Genomic DNA, 17,114 nt, shown 5'->3' with positions numbered 1-17,114 from the left:
AAACTATGTATTACAAAAATGATGACGTTAGAATTGATGAGATAAAAGAATTATTGCCCCCAATTGCTATTTTAGAGCGATTTCCGGCGTCAGAAGCAGCATCAGCAACAGTGTTTAATGCACGAGATAGCATTCATAGAATTTTAAACAAACAAGATGATCGCTTACTTGTTGTTATTGGCCCTTGTTCAATACATGATCCCGTCGCAGCTTTAGATTATGGCAAGCGTTTAATTGCTCTACGTGAGCAATTTAAAGATCAACTAGAAATTGTAATGCGTGTTTACTTCGAAAAGCCTCGTACTACGGTAGGTTGGAAAGGGCTGATCAATGATCCTTACATGGACAATAGCTTTAAGCTTAATGACGGCCTACGAACAGCGCGTAAATTATTGGTCGATTTGAATGAATCTGGCATACCAGCCGCCGGTGAGTTTCTTGATATGATCACGCCGCAATATGTGGCAGATATGATGTGTTGGGGAGCCATCGGTGCCCGTACTACAGAGTCACAAGTGCACCGTGAGCTTGCTTCAGGTTTATCGAGCCCTGTAGGCTTTAAAAATGGTACTGATGGCACCATTAAAGTGGCGATTGACGCGATTGGTGCAGCAAGTGCTCCGCACCACTTTTTGTCAGTCACCAAGTTTGGTCACTCAGCTATTGTATCCACGAAAGGTAATCCAGATTGCCATATTATTCTGCGCGGCGGTAAAGAGCCTAATTATAGCCAACCTCATGTTAGTGCTATTGAAACTCAATTAGAGAACGCCAAATTGCCTGCTAACATTATGATTGATTTTAGCCACGCTAACAGCAGTAAAGACTTTAATAAACAGATGCTAGTGGCTGAAGATGTTGCTGGGCAAATTAGCCAAGGCAATCACAATATTTTTGGGGTGATGGTTGAAAGCAACATTGAAGAAGGCCGCCAAGATCTCGTGGTCGGCAAGGAGTTGTGTTACGGCCAAAGCATAACTGATGCATGTATTGGCTGGAGTGATACTGAAAAGCTATTAGCCACGTTAAATCAAAGCGTATTAAATCGCCGCGGCTAACAGTGCTGCTTGTCTCCAATAATTAAGGCGCTTTTTAGCGCCTTAATTATTGCTATTAGCTAAATATTCATTGGCTTTTGCAAGGCTACCAAAAGCAGAAATAAGATTATTTCTTCCCTTATCCTGAAGCTCAGGGTTACCAGACTCAATCATCATCCACACCCAAGTTTGAATTAATTGCATTGGTGGAGCCTGCGTTTTTGCTGCGTCTAACATATTGCGTCCTTTGAACTGGGAATAAAGGTGAATGATTAATGGAAATCGCTAACAAGTAACGAGTAAAGAGTAGCAAATTCTTTTTCGTTGCAGAACTGTAAACCAAGCTGATTTTGCAATATTTTGTGTTTTTTTGCTAAAAAATAACCTTTGATACTAGCAAATGATAATATCTGTAAGTCTAAAGTGCTATTAGCGTCGATATTAAACGCTATGATGATTTAATTTTGGCTGCTTAAAACAAATTCTTTAGTCTTGCTCAAATCAAGTCACACTAAATTGGCGACTAAGTGTTAACTTAGTGTGGTGGCAAAAGTAAAAGCTAGTTTCGAAATAAACATTCTTAAATTTAATCATTGGTGGTAATGAATGAGACCGTCGGCGTATTTTGATGGACCAGTAGGCAAGCTTAATTGGAAAGTCGTTGGGTTATTAGTGCCCTACTTATTTGAGTTTAAAGGTCGCATCTTTTTGGCGATGTTGTGTTTGGTCATTGCCAAACTTGCTAGTGTTGGTTTGCCATTTATTTTAAAAGACTTAGTCGACAGTTTAGATGGCCAACGCACCGCAGCTATTGTTGCTGTGCCTATTGCATTAGTGCTTGCATATGGCGGGGTGCGCTTTTTAAATGTAGTCATTGGCGAAATTCGTGACACCTTGTTTGGTCGGGTGACTGAAAGAGCCATTCGCCGTTTAGGCTTGAGCGTATTTGAGCATTTGCACCGCCTAGATCTTGATTTTCATTTAGACAGACGAACCGGCGGGTTATCAAGAGATATTGAGCGCGGCACCAGTGGTGTGAGTTTTCTGATGCGCTTTATGGTGTTCAATATTGTGCCGACATTATTAGAAATTGCTTTAGTGGTTGGCATTTTCCTTTATAACTACGGTGTTGGCTTTGCGCTTATTACCTTGGTTGCCGTGGTTGCTTATATTGGTTATTCAATTGTGGCCACTGAGTGGCGCACCGGCTATGTTAGGGATGCTGCAAGGGCTGACTCTTTATCGAATACTCGCGCCATCGACAGCTTATTAAATTATGAAACAGTTAAATACTTTAATAATGAGCAATATGAGTCAAATCGCTATGATTCTGCACTAGAGCAGTGGGAGGTCGCAAAACGTAAAAACCGTCTATCATTATTTGCTTTAAATGCGGGCCAAGCGTTAATCATCGCTGTGGCGATGACGGCGATGATGTGGCTAGCCGCTTCAGAAGTTACCGCAGGTAATATGAGCTTAGGTGATTTTGTATTAATTAATGCTTTTATGATGCAGCTGTTTATCCCGTTAAATTTCTTGGGTTTTGTGTATCGTGAAATACGCGGGGCACTGGCTAATATTGAGCGGATGTTTGATTTATTGGATAAAGTGCCCAGCATTAATGATAAAGCGAATGCCACAGATATCTCGCCAACGATTGGCGCGTTGTCATTTCATGATGTGAACTTTAATTACGATAACAGACCCATTCTTAAAGGGGTGAGCTTCACTGTACCAGCGGGACAAAAAGTCGCAGTGGTGGGTGAAAGCGGCGCCGGAAAATCCACTTTAATAAAACTGTTGTTTCGCTTTTATGATGTAAACTCTGGCGCTATTAGTATCGATGGCACAGATGTTAGAGGCCTATCGCAACAAGCGCTGCGGCAATCTATTGCAATCGTCCCTCAAGATACTGTTTTGTTTAACGATAGCATTTTTCAAAATATCCAATATGGTCGCCCTGATGCGACTGAAGCTGAAGTTAAAAGTGCAGTAGCGCTGGCGAATTTAACTGAGTTTATTGAGTCATTACCACAGCGCTGGGATACTAAAGTCGGCGAGCGCGGTCTTAAACTTTCTGGCGGAGAAAAGCAGCGCGTTTCCATTGCCAGAGCAATATTAAAAGCTGCGCCGATACTAGTCTTTGATGAAGCGACATCATCTTTGGACAGTAAATCAGAGCAAGCAATATTAACGGCGATAAAAGATGCTGCTAAAGGTCATACGAGTTTGGTGGTGGCACATCGATTATCCACCATTATTGATGCCGATAAAATTGTGGTACTTAAAGATGGAATGGTGGCTGAACAAGGGACCCATAACACCTTGTTAGCGCTTAATGGGGTCTATGCCAAACTATGGAAAATTCAAAATGAGCAGGCGCTCTCCCTCTGATAAGTGGCTGTTAGCAGTTTTATCTCTTTGATAGTGGCGTTTTTGTGTATAATTAGTATTAATTGCCTTGAAAGGATTGAGTTCGTATAGGTAAGTAGGAAGTTAGTTGGTAATTAAATCTAGGTATGGAGGTCGTGGGTGCAAAACATTTCTTTAATAGCAGCCTTAGAAGGTACACAACATAAAGTGACTACTGATTGGTTTGCAATTATGGCAACGCTTGAAAATCGAGAAATGAATCAAGATGAACTACAAACTGTTTATGATGAGTTGTGCGCAGGATTGATTGTTACCACTCGCGGTTTAACCTTGGCTAAAATCAATGACAATAACAGTGAAGATAGTTTACTAAAAGCCGATGATAGTGCCGAAGATGTTTTTATTTAAATCACCGACTAGTCATGTTTAGCTGCGAATATAGTAGCTAAATAGCCATCAAGCTTAAATTACCACAAGTTTCCAAGCCAGAAAAAGCAATCTAATTGCTTTTTCTGCTAACTATAATCTGTTATTGACCTTTGGTGGATTTAGCCTATTAAGGGAATGCTTTTAGCGCTCACCACTGTTATAGCAAAGACTTAAATAGTGCGATTTATTAACGGCTTATTAAGCGTTTTTAGACCAACTATTACAAACCATTTTAATGATTGACTCTGCGTTAGCATCAAGGGTTAATCGTCTGATTTCGCCTTGGTTAAAACAGATTTTCTCACCTTCAATTTCTGACATCCTTTCGCAGTTATTACAGGTTAATGATATTGTCTTTGCAGACATCATTGGCGTCATTAATGAATGTGATACTTTCAAATGTAAACCCTTTTGATAAAAGCTTGCTCTAAGTCACGATTTTACACCTAAATGGGGCTTAGTTCAAAATTAGAACTGGCCAATTAATTAGCGATAAGTCTAATAGCTATAATACGGCTACTGGTATAAGTGCTGCGGATCATGTGCGTCCAAATCAGTATTGCCGATAAAACTTATCTAATGAAATAGATACGCCACTGTCAGTGACTATTCTCGCATGATGGCGGGTTAATTGTCTTGGCTCACTCACCCCACAAGAATGAGCAATAACCTTTAAATCATAATGCAGTGAGCGATTGTAGCTTGCCACTCTTGCCGACTTATTGCGCGGATCTAAGCCTTGCTGTAATTTTTTGTTATGGGTCGTGATACCCGTTGGGCAGGTGTCTTTGTTGCATTGCAATGCTTGAATGCAGCCTAAAGCAAACATATTACCTCTCGCTGAGGCAATAAAGTCTGCCCCCGTTGCCAGTGCCCACGCCACTTGCGAGGGCAGCACCATTTTACCGCTGGCAATAATTTTTATGCGTTGTTTGAGGCCTTTGTGTTTTAACAGGTTAACTAAAATTGGCAGGCTTTCTTTAAGCGGTAAACCCACATGGTCCATTAATGCCTGCGGCGCAGCGCCAGTACCGCCTTCTGAGCTGTCTAAAGTAAAAAAATCCGGCGCGTGTTCAATGCCTCGTAGCAGTATTTCTTCACATAAATTAATGAGCCATTGCTCGTCTCCAACGACGGCTTTGATACCTGTGGGTTTACCGGTGATATTACGGATATGCGCGACCATATCCAGAATATCGCCGACCTGATTAAATTCAGGATGGCCATTGGGGCTTATTGAGTCTTCCCCAACAGGAATGCCTCTAATGGCGGCGATCTCACTGGTGACCTTAAGGCCAGGTAGGATCCCGCCTTTACCGGGTTTTGCGCCTTGGCTTAACTTAATCTCAAACATTTTTACCTGATCATGGGCTGCGATTTGCTCAAGTTTTTGATCATCCAATAACCCTTGCTCATTACGTACACCATATTTGGCGGTACCAATTTGAAATACTAAGTCACAGTTACCTTTAAGGTGATGTTCACTTAATCCGCCTTCGCCAGTATTTAACCAGCAACCCGCTTGGGCCGCGCCATGGGATAGCGCAGTAATCGCTGGGCGCGAGAGCGCACCAAAACTCATCGCAGATATATGGCATACTTTCGCTGTCGCATAGGGATGAGTACAGTTTGTACCAATGGTGATGACAGCGTCATTATGTTCATCAGAATCGTATTTAGGAAAGGCCGCATTTAAAAACATAATGCTGCCAGTTTTATCGTGGCTTTGGGTTGAGCCAAAGGCAATGGTGCGGTTTATGCCTTTGGCAGCGCGATAAACCCAACTGCGTTCGGCGCGATTAAAGGGCAATTCTTCTCGATCTTGGGCAAAAAAATACTGCCTGAAAAATTCACCCTGTTTTTCAAATAAGTATCTAAATCTGCCAATAACTGGATAGTTATGCCTAATCGCTTGCTTGGTTTGTAATTTATCTGCGAGATACATATAAATTATCGCGATAAAGAACAGTGCGATAAACGCAAGAAATAATCCCGTAAAAACTTCTAATCCCCAAATAAACCAATTCTTCTGCATTTTTGTTCCTTAAAAATGATCTGTTTGATGCAAATTTGACGCTAGCCTGTGATTATCTGCGTTTATTTTAACCAGATATGCAGATTTATGACTATCCTCAGTATGGCTGATGGGGGATATTTATGACAAAAAATTTGACCTTGTTCTAGCTAAGTATAAGTAAGCGATAGAGTTTGATTGCTATTAAAACAGTTTTACCCAGCTATTGCCGAAGGCGTTGATCAAACCTATAGTTTAATACAGTAAGGTCTAGCCAAATGTTGTTTAAAGACCCTGCCAGTAGATAAATAGCAGATCTAAAATCAAGGAATTACCCTATGTGGACAACTGGTACTGTAATTGAACGTATAGATTGGAATGACAAGTTGTTTTCGCTGCGTATTCGCGCCGATGTTGAGCCATTTATTGCCGGTCAGTTTATTAAACTGAGTCAGATGCGTGACGATAAGCGCATTGCTAGAGCCTACTCTATCGTTAACCCACCCGGTAAAGATTATGTCGAAGTGCTGGCCGTCGCTGTTGAAGATGGTCAGTTATCTCCAGATTTACAGGCACTTAAAATTGGCGATAACATCGAAGTAACCACCAAGGCATCAGGCTTTATGACTTTAGATGAAATCCCCTCAGGGGCACTTCAAGGCCCTGATTTGTGGTTTTTGGCAACTGGCACTGCCGTGGGGCCTTTTATATCGATTATGGAAACAGCAGAGCCGTGGCAACGGTTTGAAAAAGTGGTGCTGGTGTACGGTGTGCGGATGATTGCAGACTTGGCTTATTTACCCCAATTACAAGCGCTGCAGCAACAATATCCCGAAAAATTTGAACTGATACCTATTGTCACTCGTGAAGAATATAAAGACGGCTTATCTTGTCGTATCCCTGATGGGTTAAGTAGCGGTCTCATTGAACAAGCGGCTGGAGTTACCTTGTCGCAAGATAACTCACAAGTACTTATTTGTGGTAATCCAGGAATGATTTCTGATGCGCAAACGGTACTAATAGAAAAGGGGTTAGTGAAGAATCTACGTCGAGCACCAGGGCAAATTACCGTCGAAAAATATTGGTAGCCTGCTTTTAAATAGACTTTCGTTAGCGAGTAACTAGCGAGCTGTAGCTTGTTAGTATTTCGGCAGTAACATTGCTGTAACTCGCATTATCAATGGCTAAACTGTTTATTCGCTTGCTGCGAAAAGCGCAGAAGCTGTAATTAATGCAGTACATTTAAAAAATATATTTTAATCTTAGTTAGCTTATATCCTTAAACAATACTTGCTCCTTAGATAGTGATCTATTACCCTTATTGCAATTGATAACTGTTATCATTTCTATAAGCAGTTACTCGTTAGTATTATGAAAGTCCCCCTGTACGGGGCCATTATGCTGATAAAAAGTAACGCAACGCCAAGGAGAATTTGGAATGAAGTCGTTTAAGCGTCTGGCACTGTTAGGATTAGCAGCAGTATCGTCACTAAGTTCAATTTCAGCAACCGCTGCTGAAGATCTTACTATCTATTCTTATCGTCAAGCTTTTCTAGTAGAACCCATTTTAGCGCAATTTACCGAACAGACTGGCATCAAGGTGAATGTGGTTTTTGCCAAAGATGGCATCGCTGAGCGTATTGCTCGTGAAGGGCGCTTATCTCCTGCAGATCTAGTGTTAACCTCTGACTTTTCTCGTTTAATGGAACTCGTTGATAAAAAATTAGTTGTTGATGTGAATAGCGAGACTTTAAATCACAATATCCCGGCCCAATACCGCTCACCGAGTAACGATTGGTACGCATTAACCATGCGGGTACGTAATGTTTATTCTTCAAAAGAGCGTTTAGGTAAGCTAGATATTAATTATGAAGATTTAGCCTCTGAGCAATATAAAGGCAAAATCTGTACTCGTAGTTTCAAGCACCCTTATAACATTGCCCTGGTTGCTTCAATGATTGCCCATCACGGTGAAGCTGAAACCAAAACGTGGTTAGAAGGGCTTAAAGCCAATTTAGCTCGTAAACCACAAGGCAATGATCGCGCGCAAGTTAAAGCGGTAAACGAAGGTTTATGTGATATCGCCTTAGGTAACAGTTATTACTTTGGTAAGATGATTAAGGACCCTAAGCAAAAAAGCTGGGCTGAATCAGTGGAAATCAACTTTCCTAACCAAGATAACCGCGGTGCCCATATAAATGTTTCAGGTATGGCACTAGCTAAGTTTGCCCCAAACAAAGATAATGCTATAAAATTGATGGAATTTTTATCATCTAATGTAGCTCAAAGTCTTTACGCAGAAGTCAACATGGAATATCCGGTAAAAGCCGATGTTGCCCCTTCTGACATGGTAGCCTCTTGGGGGGACTTCAATGCAGATAGTCTTCCAATCTTTAAGCTAGCAGAAAACCATCAAGCGGCAGTGAAGCTAATTGATGAAGTAAAATTTGATCTGTAAGGATGCTTTATTTCGCCGCGTTAACCGATAACGCGGCATAGACTGGAAAGTATTTATGATCTTAGGCTTAACCAGAGGCTGGTCGTTCGCTGGTTATGCAATTGCGGTAATATTAATTTTGCCGCTTTTTGCACTTTTAGTACAAGCTACACTCCCTGACGAAGCTGTTTTTAGTCACTTAATTGACACCGTTTTACCGACCTATATTAGTAACAGCCTATTGCTGATGCTGAAGGTCTGTGTCGGTTCCTTAGTGATTGCAGTGCCAGCCGCTTGGTTGGTAGCTCGTTGTCATTTCCCTGCTAGACGTTACTTTCAATGGGCGCTGCTATTGCCACTGGCAATGCCTGCTTATATTGTCGCGTATGTGTATACCGACATGCTTGATTACGCCGGTCCTGTACAAAAGTTGCTAAGGCAAGTGTTTGGCTGGACGTCCCCGCAAGATTATTATTTCCCTGATATTCGCAGCCTAACCGGCGCAGCAATTATGCTGTCATTGGTGTTATTTCCTTATATCTATTTATTAGCCAGAACGGCTTTTATGGAGCAATCTTCCAGCCTATTGCACGCCTCTAGAATTATGGGCTGTAGCCCGTGGAAAAGCTTTTGGCGTTTAGGCCTGCCAATGGCAAGGCCGGCACTTGCAGTAGGGATGGCATTAGTGGCAATGGAAACCGCTGCCGATTTTGCTACAGTGAGTTACTTTGCGGTGCCAACCTTAACCACTGCGGTATACGACACTTGGCTGGGTTATGGCAGCTTATCGGCAGCAGCAAAATTATCAGCCATTATGTTGCTGGTGATTTTTGCCATGGTGGGTTTTGAGCGATTTGCCAGACGCAAACAAGAGTTATATCAAAAGCAGTCTAGGTTAACTGAATCAGACAGATACCAGCTAAAAGGTGTTAAAGCTTGGCTCGCCTTTGGCTATTGTAGCCTGCTGATTGGTCTCGCGTTTTTATTACCTTTTATTGTATTAAGCGGCTACGCCATCGACTACTTTGACCAGAGCTGGAACAGCCAGTTTTGGCAATACAGTTTCAACAGTTTGTATATTGCCCTCGTCGTGAGTTTTATATGTGTGCTACTGGCATTAGTGTTGATGTTTGTTAGGCGCGTAAGCCCCCGTCGGGCAGACCTATTACCTTCACGATTAAGTAGCACAGGCTATGCCATACCAGGCACAGTGCTGGCTATTGGCGTGTTGGTGCCATTAACGTATTTAGATTTTGCTATAAATGATGTCTATGACTATTTTGGTGCGCGCGGCCCAGGATTGTTATTTACCGGTAGCGTTATCGCGCTAATTTTTGCTTTTTGCGTTCGCTTTGTGGCGATATCTATTGGCAGCATTGAAAACAGCTATAAACGTATTTCGCCTTCCTTGGATATGGCCAGTATTACCATGGGGCAAAAGCCGACTAAGTTATTATGGCGAGTGCATTTACCGCTGCTACGCAAAGGCATTTTTGCAGGGGCATTATTAGTGTTTATTGAAAGCATGAAAGAGCTACCCGCAGCGCTATTGTTAAGACCCATTGGTTTTGAAAACCTCGCCACCTATGTATTCCAGTTTGTCTCCGATGAACAACTCGAACATGGCGCTTTGGCTGCTATCGTGATTGTGTTAGTTGGGTTAGTGCCATTGATTTATCTAAACCGTTCATTGGAGCAAGAGAGCTAATATGTCCACATTGACCATTCAAAATGTAAAAAGTGACTACCAAGGACAGGTGATTCTTAAAGGGCTCGATCTCACTTTAGAACAAGGTGAAATCGTTGCACTGCTTGGCCCAAGTGGTTGCGGAAAAACCACCTTATTACGTGCTATTGCAGGTTTACAGGCCATCAGCCAGGGCTGTATTTCAATTAATGGTGAGTGTTTAAGTGGTGACAACACGTTTGTTGCCAGTGAACATCGCGGCATTGGAATGATTTTCCAAGACTATGCCTTATTTCCGCACTTAACTGTCAGTGAGAATGTGTTATTTGGGGTCAATGGGCTGGATAATAGTCAACGTAAAACCCGGCTTGAAGAGATGCTACAACTGGTCAAGCTTGAAGGGCTAGAGTCGCGTTACCCCCATGAGTTATCAGGTGGACAACAGCAACGGGTATCTATTGCTCGTGCATTAGCCTATGAGCCTGAATTATTATTACTTGATGAACCGTTTTCTAACATTGATGCCCAAGTACGAAATGAAATGATGTTAGAGATCAGGCAAATATTAAAACAGCGTAATGTCAGTGCGGTGTTTGTGACCCACAGTAAAGATGAGGCCTTTGTGTTTGCTGATAAGCTGGCATTGTTTAAAGATGGCGCCATTGTACAACACGGTTTAGCTGAAACCCTCTATGCTCACCCTAAAGAGCGTTATGTGGCTGATTTTCTTGGTGCGGGTAATTATTTATCTGTGATGGTGAAAAATCAGCAGCAAGTGTCATCTATTCTGGGATTAATTGAAAGTACCTCTGAGTTATCTCAAGCTGCTAACTATCAAGGCCAGTTGCTACTTAGACCGCAACAGATTGATCTACAACCTGCTTCTCAAGGCCATGGTGAAATTATTGAGCGTCGTTTTCTAGGTACAATTTGTCATTATTGGGTTAAGGTAGGACAACAAACGCTCGAAGTTAGAAGCCAATTAACTGAACTGACCTTAGGTCTGAAAGTCAATTTATCAATCTCGCCACATTCACTGGTTATTTTTTAGTGATGCGTATCAAAGTTGTTAAAAAATTGAGCTTGAGCACAAGGAATTAATTGCTCAATTACCTTACAATTATGCTCTCTTATATTTGATAAAGGTGATTGATTCCAACATGGAAAATCAGAATATGCCTCGCGAACAGTTAGGGGTTTGTGCCGAAGGTAATTTGCATAGCGTCTATTTGATGTTTAATGCAAATGACGCTGTTGAAGCTCAATTACGCCCTTGTTTAGCCAATGTTGCTCAATACATCTATGAGCTCACAGATCAATATGCAGATAGTGCCTTTAATGGCTTTGTAGCTATTGGCGCTAACTATTGGGATTCACTTTATAGTGAACAACGTCCTAAACATTTGCGTCCATTCCCAGCGATGCAAGCTGAAAATCGTGATGCGCCTGCCATTGAATATGATTTATTTGTGCATATTCGTTGCGATCGTTACGACATCCTTCATCTAGTGGCCAATGAAATCAACCAAATGTTTGAAGGCTTGGTTGAGCTGATTGAAGAAGAGCGTGGCTTCCGCTTTATGGATAGCCGTGACTTAACTGGTTTTGTTGATGGCACCGAAAACCCGAAAGGCCGTAATCGTCAGCAAGTGGCTTTAGTTGATGATGAGGATGCCAGCTTTAAAGGTGGCAGTTATATTCATGTGCAAAAGTATGCCCACAACTTAAGTAAATGGAATCGTTTACCGAATAAAAAACAAGAAGATATCATTGGTCGTACCAAGCAAGATGATATTGAATACGCCTCTGAAGATAAGCCGTTAACCAGCCATATTAAGCGAGTTAATTTAAAAGATGCCCAAGGTAACTCAATGGAGATATTGCGTCAGAGCATGCCATTTGGGTCGCTTAAAGAACAAGGGTTAATGTTTATTTCAACCTGTCGCACGCCGACCAACTTTGAAGAAATGCTTCGCAGTATGGTGCATGGTGACGGCCATGGTAATCATGATCATTTGATGCAGTTTACCAAGGCATTAACCGGCTCATCATTCTTCGCGCCTTCGCTAGATTTTTTAGCCCGTTTTGCCAATGATTAAACGCAAATAACAAATTAGCCGACTGTAGCAGGTTAATTATCGATAAAAAAAGCAATGCCTAAGCATTGCTTTTTTTGGTCTGTTATCTGTTAGAGCGCGGTGCGTTTGTAACGGCGATATTCAGGTTCCCAGAAATTACTTTCAATTTGTTGTTGCAGTAATTCATCTGGACAAGGTAGGGCTAATTCTTGCTCGATAGCTTTTTTAGCCACTGCAAAAGCAATATATTTGCTCACTTGCTGAATGTCTTCCAGTCTTGGCAGTAATGAGCCGGTACCATTTTGACCAAGGGGTGAACACTCTGCCAGCGCACGACTTGATGCCATCAGCATTTCATCTGATACCCGAGTTGCGCCACTTGCTAATACGCCTAAGCCAATACCGGGGAAGATAAAGCTATTGTTACATTGAGCAATTTCAAAGGTTTCTTCTTCAATTACAACTGGTTCGAACGGGCTACCGGTAGCCACAAGTGCTTGGCCATTGGTCCAATGCAGCACATCTTTAGGCGTTGCTTCAACGCGGCTGGTTGGATTAGATAGCGGGAATACAATCGGGCGCTTGCAATGGCTATGCATGGCTTTGATTATTTCTTCGGTAAATAAACCTGGCGCACCAGATACGCCAATAAGCACAGTTGGCTTGGCATTATTAACCACATTAAGTAATGAAATGTGATCGCTAAATCCGTCCCAGTTTTCAATATTAGCGGTTTTTTGTGCCAGTTTTTGCTGGAAGCCTAACAGGGTTGGCATGTTATCAAGTAACAGTCCCCAGCGGTCGACCATAAACACTTGTGAGCGTGCTTGCTCGTCGCTAATACCTTCAGCAACCATTTGCGCCACAATGGCTTCAGCAATACCACAGCCGGCACTACCAGCGCCTAAAAAGGCGACTCTTTGCTTACATAATTGCGTGTTTGCAGCTTTACAGGCTGCTAGTAATGAACCTACAGTCACTGCTGCAGTACCTTGAATATCATCATTAAAGGTACAGAATCTATCTTTGTAGCGCTCAAGTAATGGCATGGCATTTTTCTGAGCAAAATCTTCGAATTGGATTAATGCTTCAGGCCAGCGACGACTAACCGCTTGCATAAACTCTTCAACAAACTCAGCGTATTCTTCACCGCCAATACGCTGGTGGCGCCAGCCCATATACATAGGGTCTTCTAGTAAATGAGGGTTGTCAGTGCCGACATCTAAGGTGATCGCCAAGCAGTACGCCGGACTGATCCCGCCACAACTGGTGTATAAAGATAATTTACCAATGGGGATCCCCATGCCACCAATACCTTGATCGCCTAAGCCTAAAATGCGCTCGCCATCGGTTACCACAATGACTTTTACTTTATGACGGGTCGAGTTATTGAGGATGTCATCAATACGGTCTTTATTGGAATACGAGATAAACAGACCACGGTTACGGCGATAGTTTTTAGAAAAACGCTCACACGCTAAGCCTACCGTAGGGGTATAGATGATTGGCATCATTTCACTGATGTGATTACGCACTAAACGATAAAAAAGCGTTTCGTTGGTATCTTGAATATTACGCAGGTAAATATGCTTATCGAGATCGTTAGTAAAGTTTTTATATTGATCATAAGCACGCGATGCTTGCTCATCGATAGTTTCAACCACCCAAGGGATAAGCCCTTCAAGGTTAAAGTAAATGCGTTCTTCTTCGCTAAAAGCAGTGCCTTTATTGAGCATAGGAGATTCAAGAATCGCTGGACCTGCGAAAGGAAGATAGAGAGGGCGTTTATTCTCGTCCATTGGAAACCTTATTGTCAGTGACGTATTGCAGTTATTTTTATCTACAGTTAGTTAATTTTTATCTCAAAGATAGAATTTTGTTGTTAATCGTAGACGTATCTTGTTATCGGTGCAGGTTATCACATCTTGATTTTATTGTGGTCTGTTAAGTGAGCCTAATCACAGATTTTTATTGATGTTTTTTTAGGCATTGGCTATTTACCTTTATGGTAAAGGCTTAAAAGTCATGTGGATGTATTTACTGAGGTTTTAGATAATCCACACAATCAGCTGTGATTTTGACAAAGTTGGTTACATTTTTAGCGGCGTAATTTAGCGCGGTTCTGCCATGATGATTTTAAGGTGTTTTACATATTGGGGTGTTATGGCAGTTCCTTTTATCTTGTTAGGCAGCGCAGCAATCACAGCAATGCTGGTGGCTGACGAGCACAAAAAGCGTCAATTGCTCCATAGACAACGCTATTTAGGTCGTGCGCCAGCGGTGCCAGATGACAACAATTTCAGCCCATTACTGCCAAGTATATTGCATCATAATAAGGTCAAGGTAAGCCCAGAGCCTGGGGCCATCGTGTGCTGTTTTGTATTTGGGGTCATTGAACATACAGGCGTGTGGCTTGGGGATAATAGCTTGGTGGAGTTACATGGCAGTGGCTTAATTAGGCCTATTTCGTCGGCGCGCTTTTTAAAAAGCCGCAGTGGCAGCCGGATTTTTCAAGCTTGTAATCATCTTCATCAACCCCTTGTAGCTCCTGAGGCGCTAGAAAGGGCGCAGCAATCATTATTTCAATATCGTGAGTATGAGCTATTCAATAATAACTGTCATCGGTTTGTGTGGTCTTGCATTAGCGGTCAAGAGGTGGCGATTTCAAATTTTGACAAACTTAATCAACGCTTAGCCCAGCATTTTAAACAAGCCATTTATTGGGATGAGCTGGCATCGCCAGATAGGCCTTATTGATACAAATAAAAATGCACAGCCTAAGCTGTGCATTAAATAAGGAAGCTTAAACGCTAAGGAAAATATTACATTCCGCGATGTTTAAGTGATAAACCTTTAAGGAAGTTACGTAAAATCTGATCGCCACAGGTTTTGTAGTTTTTATGGCTAGGATTACGGAATAACGCGCCTAATTCAGACTTACCAATAGCCAAGTCAGCAGAACCAATCAGCTCAATAATGTCATCTTCACGAAGTTCTAATGCGATACGTAATTTCTTGAAAATTAAGTTGTTGGTTAGATCTTTTAGCGGTGCAGGTACTTCACTACCTTCACGTAAACCACGTTTTTCGATGATAAAGCCATCTAAAAACTGACACATTAATTTGTCATTACAAGCTTTATAACCTTCTTCCTCTTCTTTCTTTAATAAGCTAATGATTTCGTCATTGCTGACTTCAACATTTGCTTGAGCGAAGATTTTAGTCATTTTGGCATTTGAGTAATCAAATACAAAACGAAGGCGGCGAAGGATGTCATTGTTAATCATAAAGGTCTCTGGGCGCGGCTGCGCTGGTAAAGTAAGTGCTTATGTTTAAAGTTACCTGAACGATATTACTATCACATCGCTTTAGGCTTAAAACACATTGAACAGTGATTATACCTGAGTTGAGGGCATTAGGTCAGATTATCTACCCACAGATCCGCTCTCTCATAATTATGATGCGGATATGCCAGTTCATGCTATGGCTTATTGTGACTGACTTATTGACATTGTAACTGGTTAAATTTGCTTTTAAAAAGCGATTATAGAATTAATTTCCAGTAAATAAATACAGCTGAGAAACCGACTAAATAGGTTAAACCAAACCAAGATAATATTTTCATTTTCAAACCATATCGATGTTCTTCAGGTAATGAATTACTGGTCATCAAGCGATAATTAAGCCAAGCAAAAATAACCGTGGTCATAAATGCTAGGGTCATAACAAACTCAAGCAGTGGTAATAGGGCGCCTTTAAAGAACCAAATTAAAGCCATTGCGAAGGCGGAAACCAGCAACATAACTCGGGTTAATCGTGCCGAGCAGTCTGGTTTATGGGTTAAAAGCTGCCAGCCAATATCTAAGGTTCTACTGTAACCATCAATCACGGTTACTGTGGTACTGAAAATACATAAAAAAGCGACAAGGGCAATCAAATAACGACTTTCTTGGCCCATAACATCGCTGTATAAATCGATCAGCTGGCTGGCAAATTTAGCCCCAGAGCTGGCAAATTGCTCACCACTACCATGCATAACCAGTGCCCCTAGGGCGAGAAACACAATCGCTAAAATAGCGGTGACAATAAAGCCTAAGTTAAAGTCAAAGATGGCTTGCTTACTGGTGACGGTTTGTGTTTTTTGCTTTTCCAATAGCCATAAAGAGTTCCAGGCACTGACTTCAATTGGCGCTGGCATCCAGCCCATCATTGCCACTAAGAAACCCACATAAGCCCATTGCCAAGGTGATTCACTGGGCACAGTTGCAACCGTTCCTGCTGAGTGATTAAAAGCTAATGTCACAGCGATTAGCGTGGTTAATGTCAGGGCTAGCATGATGACTTTAGTCAGTTTATCGAGTAACTGATAATGACCGAGGATCAATAATGCCAGCGAGCTGACTAAGACCAAAAAAGCCAGTATATCAATGGGCAGCGGCACAAACTGGGTTAGCATGGCTGCGGTTAACATACACACACCGGCAGTGCTGGCAATGGCAGCAATGGTATTTAAACAGGTAAACATCAGCAGGTAGCCACGACCTTGCTTTAAATAGCCATGGAGTAAGCTTTCGTTGGTGGCAGCGGTATAGCGAGCACCCGCAGCAAAGAAAGGGTACTTAAGAATATTGACTGCGAGAACAACCCAAGCTAATTGCCAACCAAACTCGGCGCCAGCACGGGTTGATGCCACCAAATGAGAGGCGCCAATGGCCGCTGCAGCCATTAAAATCCCCGGCCCTAGGCTGGCAAAGAGGGTGGCAAATCGGCTAGAGCGGCTTGTTGCTGGCTGAGCTGTTGTCATTATTTGTCTCGTTATTCTTCACGTCATGGGGCTGACATAAAATAGCTGCTTATTACACTATCTTATTGTTTAAATTGATAATGACTATGTCACACTTTATCAATAGTTGAATATAGCAAATTAATGGCTTACTGGTACGATTTGTTACATTTGCCTAAAAATCAATCGTTGACATCCTGTGGAAATTACTTAGGTTAGAGTATTGCGAAGTACTAATATACTGCGCGGTATTAGAAACTCAATCGAAAGAGTTCA

Annotated in this window: 15 protein-coding genes; 9 read left to right on the top strand and 6 right to left on the bottom strand. The window is 41.9% G+C overall.

The annotated features are described in order from the left end of the window. The first annotated feature begins 5 nt into the window (after positions 1–5). Entirely contained in the window at positions 6–1,058 is a 1,053-nt protein-coding gene (gene aroG, locus AB4160_RS08115) for a 3-deoxy-7-phosphoheptulonate synthase AroG (protein ID WP_102438539.1), read from the top strand. 42 nt (positions 1,059–1,100) lie between these two features. Here the strand turns inward: aroG and AB4160_RS08110 are convergent, their stop codons facing one another. Next, positions 1,101–1,274, bottom strand: a complete 174-nt coding sequence (locus tag AB4160_RS08110; RefSeq protein WP_102438537.1) for a hypothetical protein — start codon at positions 1,272–1,274, stop codon at positions 1,101–1,103. 369 nt (positions 1,275–1,643) lie between these two features. Between AB4160_RS08110 and AB4160_RS08105 the strand changes: the two genes are divergently transcribed. Continuing rightward, on the top strand, positions 1,644–3,431 hold the full coding sequence (locus AB4160_RS08105) for an ABC transporter ATP-binding protein/permease (protein ID WP_102475321.1): 1,788 nt from the start codon (positions 1,644–1,646) through the stop codon (positions 3,429–3,431). Between the two features lie 138 nt (positions 3,432–3,569). Further along, positions 3,570–3,818 carry a hypothetical protein gene (locus tag AB4160_RS08100; RefSeq protein ID WP_102438533.1) on the top strand — a complete coding sequence of 83 codons (249 nt, stop codon included), beginning with the start codon at positions 3,570–3,572 and terminating at the stop codon, positions 3,816–3,818. Positions 3,819–4,037: 219 nt separating this feature from the next. Here AB4160_RS08100 and AB4160_RS08095 read toward each other — a convergent pair whose 3' ends face one another. Continuing rightward, the gene (locus AB4160_RS08095) at positions 4,038–4,238 is read right to left on the bottom strand and encodes a hypothetical protein (RefSeq protein WP_241900970.1); all 201 of its coding nucleotides are present in this window, start codon (positions 4,236–4,238) and stop codon (positions 4,038–4,040) included. 154 nt (positions 4,239–4,392) lie between these two features. Next, on the bottom strand, positions 4,393–5,874 hold the full coding sequence (locus tag AB4160_RS08090; RefSeq protein WP_102438529.1) for an FMN-binding glutamate synthase family protein: 1,482 nt from the start codon (positions 5,872–5,874) through the stop codon (positions 4,393–4,395). A gap of 317 nt (positions 5,875–6,191) precedes the next feature. Between AB4160_RS08090 and AB4160_RS08085 the strand changes: the two genes are divergently transcribed. The 5 genes from AB4160_RS08085 to AB4160_RS08065 all read left to right on the top strand — a co-directional run bounded on the left by AB4160_RS08085 (position 6,192) and on the right by AB4160_RS08065 (position 12,076). Further along, on the top strand, positions 6,192–6,941 hold the full coding sequence (locus AB4160_RS08085) for a ferredoxin--NADP reductase (protein WP_102438527.1): 750 nt from the start codon (positions 6,192–6,194) through the stop codon (positions 6,939–6,941). 350 nt (positions 6,942–7,291) lie between these two features. Next, positions 7,292–8,311 (top strand): Fe(3+) ABC transporter substrate-binding protein, encoded by a 1,020-nt coding sequence (locus AB4160_RS08080; RefSeq protein WP_102438525.1) that lies wholly within the window; start codon positions 7,292–7,294, stop codon positions 8,309–8,311. Positions 8,312–8,366: 55 nt separating this feature from the next. Then, positions 8,367–9,998 (top strand): iron ABC transporter permease, encoded by a 1,632-nt coding sequence (locus tag AB4160_RS08075; RefSeq protein ID WP_102438523.1) that lies wholly within the window; start codon positions 8,367–8,369, stop codon positions 9,996–9,998. Between the two features lies 1 nt (position 9,999). After that, the gene (locus AB4160_RS08070) at positions 10,000–11,028 is read left to right on the top strand and encodes an ABC transporter ATP-binding protein (RefSeq protein ID WP_372004170.1); all 1,029 of its coding nucleotides are present in this window, start codon (positions 10,000–10,002) and stop codon (positions 11,026–11,028) included. Positions 11,029–11,137: 109 nt separating this feature from the next. After that, on the top strand, positions 11,138–12,076 hold the full coding sequence (locus tag AB4160_RS08065; RefSeq protein WP_102438520.1) for a Dyp-type peroxidase: 939 nt from the start codon (positions 11,138–11,140) through the stop codon (positions 12,074–12,076). An 89-nt stretch (positions 12,077–12,165) separates the two neighbouring features. On the opposite strand, the gene AB4160_RS08060 is transcribed toward AB4160_RS08065, so the two are convergent. After that, positions 12,166–13,854, bottom strand: a complete 1,689-nt coding sequence (locus AB4160_RS08060) for an NAD-dependent malic enzyme (protein WP_102438518.1) — start codon at positions 13,852–13,854, stop codon at positions 12,166–12,168. 364 nt (positions 13,855–14,218) lie between these two features. Here AB4160_RS08060 and AB4160_RS08055 point away from each other — a divergent pair, with 364 nt between their 5' ends. Continuing rightward, a complete protein-coding gene (locus tag AB4160_RS08055) occupies positions 14,219–14,812 on the top strand; it encodes a hypothetical protein (RefSeq protein WP_102438516.1) in 594 nt (197 codons plus the stop codon). Positions 14,813–14,877: 65 nt separating this feature from the next. Here AB4160_RS08055 and AB4160_RS08050 read toward each other — a convergent pair whose 3' ends face one another. Together AB4160_RS08050 and AB4160_RS08045 are read right to left on the bottom strand one after the other, a co-directional pair. Then, positions 14,878–15,342, bottom strand: a complete 465-nt coding sequence (locus AB4160_RS08050; RefSeq protein ID WP_076539695.1) for a DUF1456 family protein — start codon at positions 15,340–15,342, stop codon at positions 14,878–14,880. Positions 15,343–15,599: 257 nt separating this feature from the next. Beyond that, positions 15,600–16,859, bottom strand: a complete 1,260-nt coding sequence (locus AB4160_RS08045) for an NRAMP family divalent metal transporter (protein WP_102475318.1) — start codon at positions 16,857–16,859, stop codon at positions 15,600–15,602. Positions 16,860–17,114: the final 255 nt, after the last annotated feature.

The organism is Shewanella sp. 10N.286.51.B8 (assembly GCF_041469325.1).
Lineage (GTDB): Bacteria > Pseudomonadota > Gammaproteobacteria > Enterobacterales > Shewanellaceae > Shewanella.
The sequence above is the reverse complement of the archived record's forward strand: the minus strand, read 5'-3'. Positions and strand labels throughout refer to the sequence as shown.

Bases quoted from the DNA above. Each gene is read 5' to 3' on its own strand.
- AB4160_RS08045 (WP_102475318.1), bottom strand. From the start codon at position 16,859: ATGACAACAGCTCAGCCAGCAACAAGCCGCTCTAGCCGATTTGCCACC.
- AB4160_RS08070 (WP_372004170.1), top strand. From the start codon at position 10,000: ATGTCCACATTGACCATTCAAAATGTAAAAAGTGACTACCAAGGACAG.
- aroG (WP_102438539.1), top strand. From the start codon at position 6: ATGTATTACAAAAATGATGACGTTAGAATTGATGAGATAAAAGAATTA.
- AB4160_RS08050 (WP_076539695.1), bottom strand. From the start codon at position 15,342: ATGATTAACAATGACATCCTTCGCCGCCTTCGTTTTGTATTTGATTAC.
- AB4160_RS08055 (WP_102438516.1), top strand. From the start codon at position 14,219: ATGGCAGTTCCTTTTATCTTGTTAGGCAGCGCAGCAATCACAGCAATG.
- AB4160_RS08080 (WP_102438525.1), top strand. From the start codon at position 7,292: ATGAAGTCGTTTAAGCGTCTGGCACTGTTAGGATTAGCAGCAGTATCG.
- AB4160_RS08065 (WP_102438520.1), top strand. From the start codon at position 11,138: ATGGAAAATCAGAATATGCCTCGCGAACAGTTAGGGGTTTGTGCCGAA.
- AB4160_RS08110 (WP_102438537.1), bottom strand. From the start codon at position 1,274: ATGTTAGACGCAGCAAAAACGCAGGCTCCACCAATGCAATTAATTCAA.
- AB4160_RS08085 (WP_102438527.1), top strand. From the start codon at position 6,192: ATGTGGACAACTGGTACTGTAATTGAACGTATAGATTGGAATGACAAG.
- AB4160_RS08075 (WP_102438523.1), top strand. From the start codon at position 8,367: ATGATCTTAGGCTTAACCAGAGGCTGGTCGTTCGCTGGTTATGCAATT.
- AB4160_RS08060 (WP_102438518.1), bottom strand. From the start codon at position 13,854: ATGGACGAGAATAAACGCCCTCTCTATCTTCCTTTCGCAGGTCCAGCG.
- AB4160_RS08105 (WP_102475321.1), top strand. From the start codon at position 1,644: ATGAGACCGTCGGCGTATTTTGATGGACCAGTAGGCAAGCTTAATTGG.
- AB4160_RS08090 (WP_102438529.1), bottom strand. From the start codon at position 5,874: ATGCAGAAGAATTGGTTTATTTGGGGATTAGAAGTTTTTACGGGATTA.